The 253-nt window shown below is 36.4% G+C and carries 1 protein-coding gene; it reads left to right on the forward strand.

Translation table 11 applies throughout. The annotated features are described in order from the left end of the window. On the forward strand, nucleotides 1-253 hold a 253-nt coding region (locus tag AOA62_RS29865), incomplete at both ends, for a dipicolinate synthase subunit DpsA (protein WP_218244237.1).

Below are 253 nucleotides of genomic sequence, written 5' to 3' on the forward strand. Positions count from 1 at the left end.
GAGTACAGTGGATGCAATAATATTACCAGTTAGTGGAATGAATGATGAAGGAGAAATTGAATCTATTTTTTCTGGAGAGAAGGTAGTTATACCAGAAGATTGGTTAGGGGATACACCAAAAGATACTATTGTATACTCTGGCATTTCTAATGAAAAATTAAAAAATCTTGTAACAGAAAATGAATGCCAACTTGTAGAGTTGCTCCAACGTGATGATGTAGCCATCTATAACTCAGTCCCCACTGCTGAGGGA

The sequence above is a fragment of the Pseudomonas sp. 2995-3 genome (assembly GCF_002742565.1).
GTDB classification, from domain to species: Bacteria; Pseudomonadota; Gammaproteobacteria; order Pseudomonadales; family Pseudomonadaceae; genus Aquipseudomonas; species Aquipseudomonas edaphica.